Below are 9,682 nucleotides of genomic sequence, written 5' to 3' on the forward strand. Positions count from 1 at the left end.
CCTTTTTTTTTCAATATAGAAAATAGATCAGCTTGATTCAAGAACGAAAGAGGGTGCCTTGGATTGAAAAAAGAGAAACTTCGTACACAAAACATATCATTTCAATATCCAGGTGTAACTTCTTACGCGTTAAAAGACGTATCAATCTCCCTATATGAGGGAGAATGGGTATCTGTTATTGGACAAAATGGTTCAGGGAAGTCTACACTGGCAAAACTATTAAACGGTTTATTTTTACCGGAATCAGGAACAGTTACTGTAAATGATAGTATGATTCTATCTGAAGAAACGGTGTGGGAAATTCGAAAGCAAATTGGGATGGTATTTCAAAATCCTGATAATCAATTTGTTGGAACAACAGTGCAAGATGATGTTGTATTTGGACTTGAAAATATCGGAATGCCACGGGAAAAAATGATAGAGCGAATGAATCAGGCATTGCAGCTTGTTCGAATGGAAGAGTTTCAGAATGAAGAACCTCATTCGTTATCAGGTGGGCAAAAGCAACGTGTTGCGATTGCAGGCGTATTAGCCTTGCAACCATCTATTTTAATATTGGATGAAGCGACATCTATGTTAGATCCACAAGGACGTCGTGAAGTGATGGAGACAGTAAGGCAACTTGTTGATACAAAAGGTATTACCGTATTGTCGATTACACACGATTTGGAGGAAGCTGCACAGTCAGACCGCATTATCATTTTAAATCAGGGAGAGATATTAGAGGAAGGGACACCACAGCAAATTTTTAGGTCCTCTCATATGCTTCAAGAAATCGGATTAGATGTACCATTCTCGGTGAAAATAGCAGAATTATTAAAAAGAAATGAAATTCCACTACAAAATACGCATCTTACAATGGAAAGCTTGGTGAACGAACTTTGGAGATTACATTCCAAACAGTAGAGCATCGTTATCAATATAAAACTCCATTTGAAAGACGCGCACTTTATGATGTAAACGTGTCGTTTCCGAGTGGGGGATATTACGCCATTATCGGTCATACTGGTTCAGGCAAATCGACGATGATCCAACATTTAAACGGTTTATTGCAGCCGACAAAGGGTACAGTCCAAATTGGAGAACACTTGATCTCCTCACAAAAGAAAGAAAAAAAGTTAAAGCCTCTTCGAAAAAAAGTTGGGGTTGTCTTTCAGTTTCCTGAGCATCAGCTGTTTGAAGAAACAGTTGAGAAGGATATTTGCTTTGGTCCCTCAAACTTTGGAGTATCCAAAGAGGAGGCAAGGCAAAAGGCAAGAGATGTGATCGAGCTAGTAGGTCTGGATCCTGAATTATTAGCACGGTCTCCATTCGAGTTAAGCGGTGGACAGATGAGGCGTGTTGCGATAGCTGGTGTACTAGCGATGGAACCTGAGGTATTGGTACTGGATGAACCAACAGCCGGACTTGATCCAAAAGGTCAGCATGAGCTTATGGAGATGTTTTATCACCTTCATAAGGAGCAAGGCCTGACAGTGATCCTTGTTACACATAATATGGAAGATGCTGCGAAGTATGCAGATCAAATTGTCGTCATGCATAAAGGAACGGTCTTTTTGCAAGGAACAGCAGAGGAAGTATTTTCACATGCAGATGAATTAGAACAAATCGGCGTGTCTCTTCCGATGTCTTTAAAGTATAAACGTGCAATTGAAGAGAAGCTTGGTGTCTCCATTCCGAAGGCGACCTTATCTTTAGAGGATCTAACTCATGAAGTTGTACAGGTGCTACGAAAAGGTGGTCGTGAATCATGCAGCAGTTGATTATTGGGAGATATATTCCAGGTCAATCACTCATTCATCAACTTGATCCTCGTACGAAGCTGTTAATGGTCTTTTTATATGTATTTGTTGTCTTTTTAGCAAATAATGTGATTTCATATGGGCTTTTATTTTTATATGCACTCATTGCTTTATTTTTTGCAAAAGTGCCGATTCGTTATGTGCTTTCGGGCTTAAAACCAATTTTATGGATTTTTCTTTTTACATTTTTCCTACATATTTTTACAAATAAAGAAGGGGATGTACTTTTCCAGCTTGGTTGGTTTTCGATACACGAAAAAGGATTAGAGCAAGGGATTTATATTTCGGTACGCTTCTTTGTCATTATTTTAATGACAACATTATTAACGCTAACCACAACACCGATTGAAATTACGGATGGGATAGAAACGTTGTTAAAGCCATTAAAACGTATAAAAGTTCCTGTTCATGAAATCGCATTAATGATGTCTATTTCTCTTCGTTTTATTCCAACATTAATGGATGAGACGAGCAAAATTATGAAAGCACAAGCATCCCGTGGTATTGATTTTGCTGGTGGTCCGATAAAAGATCGATTGAAGGCGGTCATTTCTTTGCTTGTACCGCTTTTTATTAGTGCCTTTAAGCGTGCTGAGGACTTAGCGATTGCAATGGAAGCACGTGGCTATCAAAGCGGTGAGGGACGTACAAAATTTAGGCAGCTGCGCTGGAAAACAAGTGATACGTTAACAATAATGAGTTTATTTTGCTTAGCGTGCATGTTAGTATGGGTGCGGTCGTAATGGAGAATAGAGAAATGGAAAGAATAAAATGTACAGTTGCATATGATGGCATCAATTTTTGTGGTTATCAAATTCAACCACAGCATCGTACTGTTCAACAAGAAATAGAGAAAGCTTTGCAAAAGGTGCATAAGGGAGAAGCTATTCGTGTTCAGGCCTCCGGAAGGACAGATTCTACTGTTCATGCAAAAGGACAAGTTATTCATTTTGATACACCATTGTCACTTGCAGAAAGGCAATGGATGAATGCCTTAAATACAATGCTTCCGGATGATGTTATTGTGCGTCAGGTGGAGAAAAAAACAGAGGATTTTCATGCGCGCTACGGTGTTGAGAAAAAAGAATACCGCTATCGTGTATTATTATCCAAAACGGCTGATGTATTTCGTAGACATTACGTATATCAGCATCCATATGCACTGGAAATAGAAGCTATTCGAAAAGCGATTCCTTATTTTATTGGAACGCATGATTTTACTTCATTTTGTTCGGCAAAAACTGACAAAAAAGATAAAGTGCGAACAATTTATGAAATAGATTTGATGGAGCAAGGCGATGAGCTAGTCTTTCGCTTTGTTGGGAATGGTTTTCTGTATAATATGGTTCGAATTATTGTCGGTACGCTGCTTAGCGTCGGTCAAGGGAGGATTGCTCCTGAAAGCATCCCAGACATTTTAAAAAAACAAGACCGTAGTTTTGCTGGGAAGATGGTACCGGGTCATGGGCTTTACTTATGGCAGGTAAACTATAACAACTAATCCTGGTGTAACATTTGCTTGACATTAGAAACTCAAAAGGATATCATAACATATGGTATTGTTTCTAAAACCACGATTAGCCCCGGAAGGAAATCGTGTTTAAGATAAACAATAGATTTTTTCTATGGAAAAGATAGCGAGTAGGAGGGAAACAAATGCGTACGACTTTTATGGCAAAAGCTAACGAAGTTGAGCGTAAATGGTATGTGGTTGATGCTGAAGATAAAACTTTAGGTCGCCTTGCTACTGAAGTAGCATCCATTTTACGTGGTAAAAACAAACCAACATTTACACCACATATTGATACTGGTGATCATGTAATTATTATTAACGCTGAGAAAGTTCACTTAACAGGTAATAAATTAAACGATAAAATTTACTACCGTCACACAAATCACCCAGGTGGACTTAAACAAAGAACAGCTCTAGAAATGCGTACAAAATACCCTGTACAAATGTTAGAGCTTGCAATTAAAGGCATGCTTCCAAAAGGACGCTTAGGTCGTCAAATGTCTAAAAAATTAAACGTGTATGCTGGAGCAGAGCATCCACATCAAGCACAAAAACCAGAAGTTTACGAACTTCGCGGATAATTAATTAAAGGAGGGCTTACTTTGGCACAGGTACAATACTATGGTACTGGACGTCGTAAAAGTTCAGTAGCACGCGTACGCCTAGTTCCAGGCGAAGGACGCGTTATCATTAACGGTCGTGATTTTGAAAACTACATCCCATTTGCTGCATTACGTGAAGTAGTGAAACAACCTCTAGTTGCAACAGAAACTTTAGGTAACTACGATGTACTTGTAAACGTAAATGGTGGTGGATACACTGGTCAAGCTGGTGCAATCCGCCACGGTATTTCTCGCGCTTTACTAAAAGCTGATCCAGAATACCGTCTAACATTAAAACGTGCAGGTCTATTAACTCGTGACGCACGTATGAAAGAGCGTAAAAAATACGGTCTTAAAGGCGCACGTCGTGCACCTCAGTTCTCAAAACGTTAATTTTTGCGAACTACAACCTCAGCCTATTGGCTGGGGTTTTTTTATTTTATCCCGCATTAACGTGCAGTAATACCCTACTGATTAAAGTTTTACTTTATAGAATAAGTAGCCTCATTAATCGAAATAAACACTCCTTATTTCCTCGCAACATGTTTCCTTATATAATCTACAGTGTTTGGAATAATTTAGTGCTGTCTTCCTACGTATGCTTCACCTTTAGAGGTTTAGACTAATACATATTAGGGAGGTTTATAAGTACTATGAATGTCATTGTTAGCCTACAAGAAAAACAAAAAGAAAAGCAGTTAAAGTATGAAAGAAAGATGCTTCGGGAATTATCGTTAAAAACTTTGCGATCAAATATTCGAGATGCTTTCTGTATGAAAGAGTTACATCGTCAATATGAAGATTATTGTATTGAACTAGGAATTGAGTCGTACTTATTAGGAGCGAGATATAGTAAGTTTGGCTATTATGGAGAATCTGTTTTTGATGTGAAGTATAGATCTTTAGAGGAAGAACAGCAATTAACAGAAATGCTGTTTCACTTTTTAACGAGCGCCACCTTGCAGGATATAGAATCAAGTGAAGAAGAAATATTATATGAATCCTGCCAACGCTTTATTAGCTCGTGGTGGCGTGAAGGGTATGAAAAAGGTGAGCGAAGATATCGCCTAAAGCTACATTAAGAAAAGCATAAACTTTCCTCTTGTCCCATATAAGTAATTAGAGGGACTAGCTGGAGGAGGAAAGGTATGAAGAGAATTCGAATTATCTCTTTCATGTTAGCTGCAGTTGTACTGTTTTTCTTGGTAAAACAGGAGTTTCAAATTACCAAATCGTGGCGAGCATGGAATTTACCTTTGTCTGGGAAGGTCATTGTATTAGATGCGGGACATGGTGGACCAGATGGAGGTGCAGTTGGTGGTAAGGATATTGTAGAAAAGGATATTACTCTCGAAATTACAAAAATGGTACAAGATTATTTACAGGAGCAAGGTGCTTTGGTCATTTTAACGCGAGAGGGAGATTATGACTTAGCTGATAAAAATACAAAAGGATATAGTAGGCGTAAAGTAGAGGACTTAAAAAAGCGTGTGGAAATTATCAATAAGCCCGATGTAGATTTCTTTGCAAGTATTCATTTAAACGCTCTGCCAAGCGGTGGTTCAAAGGGGGCGCAAACATTTTATTATCGGTCTTTAATTGAGAATGAGCGTGTAGCTAAATATATCCAAGCTGAGCTACGAATAAGTTTAGAGAATACGAATCGCTCAGCTAAAACAATCTCTCACGTATATTTGCTTAAACATGCCAAAAAACCAGGCGCTTTAATCGAAGCTGGGTTTTTATCAAACGTAAATGAAAGATACATGTTAAATTCAGAGAAATATCAGCAAAAGGTAGCAGCAGCTATATATCGCGGAATACTACGTTATTTTACGGAAAAAGGAAATCCTCCTGAATAAGGGGGGTTTTTTGAATCCTTCTCGTTAACGAAGTTTTCCGAAAATATGTTATACTGGAAATGAAAACGCATTTATTTTTGGAATGTAAAGATACACACCCAATACATTTAACATTACTTTATTTTTCATACAGGGGGCTGGGCTGATTATGGTAACGAAAGAACAAGTAGTGGAAGCACTTGAAGGGATTACTGATCCGTTTCTACATAAAACATTAAAAGAAACAAATGCAATTCAGGAGGTGACTGTAAAGCCTGAGAAAGAGCATGTGAGCGTTAAAATTGCGATTGTGAAAACAGGAACTGCTGAACAAATGCAATTGCAATCAGCTGTTGTTAAACTTGTAAAAGAGCTTGGAGCAGCGACAGTCGGCTTGCGGTTTGCAGAATTTACAGAGGACGAGCTAGCACAGTTTGCCCCGCAGCAAGAAGAACAAGAAAGTCAATCTTTGCTATCACCGCATTCTAAAACAATATTTTTAGCAGTAGCAAGCGGAAAAGGTGGGGTTGGTAAATCAACCGTTTCTGTAAACCTTGCCGTTTCATTAGCGCGTTTAGGAAAAAAAGTCGGTATTGTTGACGCTGATATATATGGTTTTAGTGTGCCTGATATGATGGGGATTGAAAAGCGTCCAATCGTAAGGGGCGATAAAATTATTCCAGTGGAGCGTTTAGGAGTAAAGGTAATTTCTATGGGCTTCTTTGTAGAGGATAATGCACCCGTTATTTGGAGAGGACCCATGCTTGGTAAAATGTTAAATCATTTCTTTACGGAAGTAGAATGGGGAGATTTAGACTACTTAGTATTAGATTTGCCACCAGGTACAGGAGATGTAGCATTAGATGTTCATTCTATGCTGCCATCTTGTAAAGAAATTATTGTAACAACGCCACATCCAACGGCAGCTTTTGTAGCAGCTCGTGCTGGTGCAATGGCCTTGCGTACAGAGCATAGTATTCTTGGGGTTGTTGAAAATATGGCTTATTTTGAAAGTAAAGTAACTGGTGAAAAAGAGTATGTCTTTGGAAAAGGTGGAGGAGACAAACTAGCGACAGAACTGGAAACAGTTGTATTAGGTCGAATTCCGCTTCAACAACCAGACTGGAATAAAGAAGATTTTGCACCATCTGTATATGATAGCGAGCATAGAATTGGCGCGATTTATCGTACAATTGCACAGCGAGTTATTGAAAGAACAGCAGTAGAACAAAAATAAACCTCTAATCAGCGGGGGATGAAGAAAACCCCCGCTGATTAAAGTTTCACTTTATGTGTAAAGGTCTAATTCTTGGATGAGATGAAGCGTATACAAATAGGAGTTTCAATTTATTTCTGTTCTTTACTTCCTCCTTGCGAGTCGCCACCACCGCCGGCTTTTTTCTCAGATCCACCACTTTTTGTAGCTTTTTCGACACCTTTACTAATAATATCAATCATTTTAGCTTGGAAGAGTGGACTTTCAGTGGCTTCTGTTAATACTTGTTGTAAATATTGACGGTACTCTTTACTTTTCATCGTTTGTAGCATCATTTTTTCTACTTCAGGATTTTTCATAATTTCTATAACGCCAGCTTGGTATTCAGGGTCTTTTAATAAGGTTTTCATTAAGTTTGTTTGTTCTTTGCCCATACTTTTTGCAAACTTTGCTGCAAACTCAGGGTCTTTAAATAATTTTTCCCAAAATTGTTGTCCCTTGTCAGATACCATTGCATCTTCAATTGTTTTTTTTACTACATTTTCATCCAATATGAGTGCTTGTTTCATTTTTTCGTCTGTTAATACATCTTGAATCGCTTTTTTTCCTTGATCGGTCTTTAAAATATCGACAATCATTTTCTTTGTCTGATCGTAATCTAACTCAGATTTTGCTTGTTTTCCTTGTGCACATGCTACAAGTGTAATAGGAAGGATGGAAAAAAACAAAATGAGCAGCATCCGTTTCATTAGCTGGAGCTCCTTTCAAAACAGTTCTCTTTTTTAATATAAATATCTTCAAGGAATTTATACATGTCCATGGCTAGCTTTTTGAAATTGCCATTGTTACAATTTAGGTAGAAATATATAAATAATGGGGGATATGTTGTGAATAGCCGAAAATGGGTACGACTATTTTTAACGACGTTGTTTCTTGGTGGAAGTAGTACAATCTTTATTGGTTTTGTTTTAGGGTGGGACAAGTATGATAAATTTTTTCAAAATTTCGACGGTAAGGAAATTTTGATGATTTCATTTTGGCTACTTGGTGTAGGGTTCATTTTTAGTGTCATAAGTCAAATGGGCTTTTTCGCTTATTTAACAATTCATCGTTTCGGGTTAGGGATGTTTCGATCATCCTCTCTTTGGAACGCAGTGCAGCTCTTTTTCATTGCGTTTGTGTTATTTGATTTTGTGTATTTAAGATCTGTACTCATTGCAAATGGGAACGTCTCACTTGGAAATAACATTCTTGTAGCTGGAGTATTGTTTGTATTTGGAACAATTGTGGCTTATATAAAGAGTAAAGAAACAAATAGGAAGGCGTTTGTGCCGGCTTTGTTCTTTATGGTTGTTGTAACAATTCTTGAATGGGTACCCGCGCTCCGTATCAATGATACAGATTGGTTATATTTAATGGTTATACCGTTACTATTATGCAATGCGTATCAGCTACTTGTATTGCATCGTTTAGTGGGACAAAAAAGTGAATCGACGAGCTGATGGAATAGGAATGAAGAATAAAAGGGTACAACACTTTTCGTATGAAAGTGTTGTACCCTTTGTTTTATCCCGCTATTCGTGGGCAGTAATACCCCTACCCCAAGATTCTAAGGAAACCAAAGAAGATAGGTGGGGGATAAACTGCCCGTAAAAGCCCGATTGGTGAGGGCTGATAATCAGCGGGGGATGAAGAAAACCCTCACTGATTAAAGTTTCACTTTATCTCACTCTAATGGAAAGTCTTATTTAATATCTTCACTTTTCGCGTTTGTATTAGAAATAAGCTGTGATACAGATACATGTTCATAGCCATCTCCTTTTAATTTCTGTAGGAGTAGTGGTAGTGCTTTATCTGTTTGTAGTGCGGAATCGGAAGCATGCAGTAAAACGATATCCCCGCCTCGTAAATTGTTAGCGACCGTTGTTACGATTTTATCTACACCAGGGTTTTTCCAGTCGTTTGAATTGTTGCTCCAGTGTACAACTGTATATCCAAGAGGTTCTGCTACTTTTAAAACCGTTTTATTAAAGTTCCCACTGGGAGGACGCAAGAGCTTGACTTGTTTTACACCAAGCTTTGTGAACACATCTTGTGCGCGTAAAAGGTCCCTCCGTATCTCAGTTGCTTCTAAAGAAGTGTAATCTTTATAGTTATAGCCCATACTACCAATTTCGTGACCATCTTTCATGATACGCTCAACAATATCAGGGTGCCGCTCTGCCCATGCAGCGGAGAGGAAGAAAGTGGCATTTTTAATTTGTTTTTCTTGTAAAGTGTCAAGTATAGGAATAGCTCTTTTATCCCCCCAACTAATATCAAATGTTAACGAAACTTGTTTTTTTGCTGTATCGCCTTTGTAAATAACTTTTGGACCAGTAGCAGTGGAAAAAGCAGATTGATGAGAATACGTTTTTAAGAAGAGAAGCCAAGCTGTAAATAAGGAAAGTACAATAATTAAACTGATATGCTTAAATTTACGTTTACTCGTTATAAAAAAGAAAAACATAATGTTCCGCCCCTTTGTCCAATCCTTTTCAGTTACTTATATGCATGAAAAGAGGAAAAGAGAACTGAGCGATTAATATCGTAAGAAATGGATATAATGAAGGATAAAGTGCAAATATCAGGAATGTGTGTCTTTTACAGTTTTGGTGAGTTTATAGTCAAAAATTGATTTGCAGGAGAAAGTAGCTATTTAGTTGATT

At 38.0% G+C, this 9,682-nt stretch carries 12 protein-coding genes; 10 read left to right on the plus strand and 2 right to left on the minus strand.

Annotated elements, in window-relative coordinates; genetic code table 11:
• Nucleotides 1-63: 63 nt before the first annotated feature.
• The 9 genes from QUF99_RS04165 (at nucleotide 64) to QUF99_RS04205 (ending at nucleotide 6,995) form a co-directional block, all read left to right on the plus strand.
• Entirely contained in the window at nucleotides 64-906 is an 843-nt protein-coding gene (locus QUF99_RS04165; RefSeq protein WP_289368743.1) for an energy-coupling factor ABC transporter ATP-binding protein, read from the plus strand.
• Entirely contained in the window at nucleotides 882-1,763 is an 882-nt protein-coding gene (locus QUF99_RS04170) for an energy-coupling factor ABC transporter ATP-binding protein (protein WP_289368744.1), read from the plus strand. The genes QUF99_RS04165 and QUF99_RS04170 overlap by 25 nt, the downstream gene beginning before the upstream one ends.
• Complete coding sequence (locus QUF99_RS04175) at nucleotides 1,751-2,545, plus strand: energy-coupling factor transporter transmembrane component T family protein (protein ID WP_289368745.1); 795 nt, start codon at nucleotides 1,751-1,753, stop codon at nucleotides 2,543-2,545. The genes QUF99_RS04170 and QUF99_RS04175 overlap by 13 nt, the downstream gene beginning before the upstream one ends.
• Nucleotides 2,546-2,559: 14 nt before the next feature.
• Nucleotides 2,560-3,303: a tRNA pseudouridine(38-40) synthase TruA gene (gene truA / locus QUF99_RS04180; protein WP_353958384.1), complete on the plus strand. Its 744-nt coding sequence runs from the start codon at nucleotides 2,560-2,562 to the stop codon at nucleotides 3,301-3,303.
• Between the two features lie 155 nt (nucleotides 3,304-3,458).
• On the plus strand, nucleotides 3,459-3,896 hold the full coding sequence (gene rplM, locus QUF99_RS04185; RefSeq protein WP_289368747.1) for a 50S ribosomal protein L13: 438 nt from the start codon (nucleotides 3,459-3,461) through the stop codon (nucleotides 3,894-3,896).
• A 21-nt stretch (nucleotides 3,897-3,917) separates the two neighbouring features.
• On the plus strand, nucleotides 3,918-4,310 hold the full coding sequence (rpsI, locus tag QUF99_RS04190; RefSeq protein WP_000079986.1) for a 30S ribosomal protein S9: 393 nt from the start codon (nucleotides 3,918-3,920) through the stop codon (nucleotides 4,308-4,310).
• Between the two features lie 260 nt (nucleotides 4,311-4,570).
• The gene (locus QUF99_RS04195) at nucleotides 4,571-4,999 is read left to right on the plus strand and encodes a DUF2521 family protein (protein ID WP_289368748.1); all 429 of its coding nucleotides are present in this window, start codon (nucleotides 4,571-4,573) and stop codon (nucleotides 4,997-4,999) included.
• 66 nt (nucleotides 5,000-5,065) lie between these two features.
• Complete coding sequence (gene cwlD / locus QUF99_RS04200) at nucleotides 5,066-5,779, plus strand: N-acetylmuramoyl-L-alanine amidase CwlD (RefSeq protein ID WP_289368749.1); 714 nt, start codon at nucleotides 5,066-5,068, stop codon at nucleotides 5,777-5,779.
• Between the two features lie 148 nt (nucleotides 5,780-5,927).
• The gene (locus tag QUF99_RS04205) at nucleotides 5,928-6,995 is read left to right on the plus strand and encodes an Mrp/NBP35 family ATP-binding protein (RefSeq protein ID WP_289368750.1); all 1,068 of its coding nucleotides are present in this window, start codon (nucleotides 5,928-5,930) and stop codon (nucleotides 6,993-6,995) included.
• Nucleotides 6,996-7,105: 110 nt separating this feature from the next.
• Here the strand turns inward: QUF99_RS04205 and gerD are convergent, their stop codons facing one another.
• The gene (gerD, locus tag QUF99_RS04210; RefSeq protein ID WP_289368751.1) at nucleotides 7,106-7,723 is read right to left on the minus strand and encodes a spore germination lipoprotein GerD; all 618 of its coding nucleotides are present in this window, start codon (nucleotides 7,721-7,723) and stop codon (nucleotides 7,106-7,108) included.
• Nucleotides 7,724-7,861: 138 nt separating this feature from the next.
• On the opposite strand from gerD, the gene QUF99_RS04215 reads away from it, so the two are divergent.
• Nucleotides 7,862-8,476: a KinB-signaling pathway activation protein gene (locus tag QUF99_RS04215; protein WP_289368753.1), complete on the plus strand. Its 615-nt coding sequence runs from the start codon at nucleotides 7,862-7,864 to the stop codon at nucleotides 8,474-8,476.
• A 242-nt stretch (nucleotides 8,477-8,718) separates the two neighbouring features.
• Here QUF99_RS04215 and pdaB read toward each other — a convergent pair whose 3' ends face one another.
• Nucleotides 8,719-9,483 carry a polysaccharide deacetylase family sporulation protein PdaB gene (gene pdaB, locus QUF99_RS04220; RefSeq protein WP_289368754.1) on the minus strand — a complete coding sequence of 255 codons (765 nt, stop codon included), beginning with the start codon at nucleotides 9,481-9,483 and terminating at the stop codon, nucleotides 8,719-8,721.
• Nucleotides 9,484-9,682: the final 199 nt, after the last annotated feature.

This window comes from Bacillus sp. DX4.1 (assembly GCF_030348195.1).
Taxonomy (GTDB): Bacteria; Bacillota; Bacilli; order Bacillales; family Bacillaceae_G; genus Bacillus_A.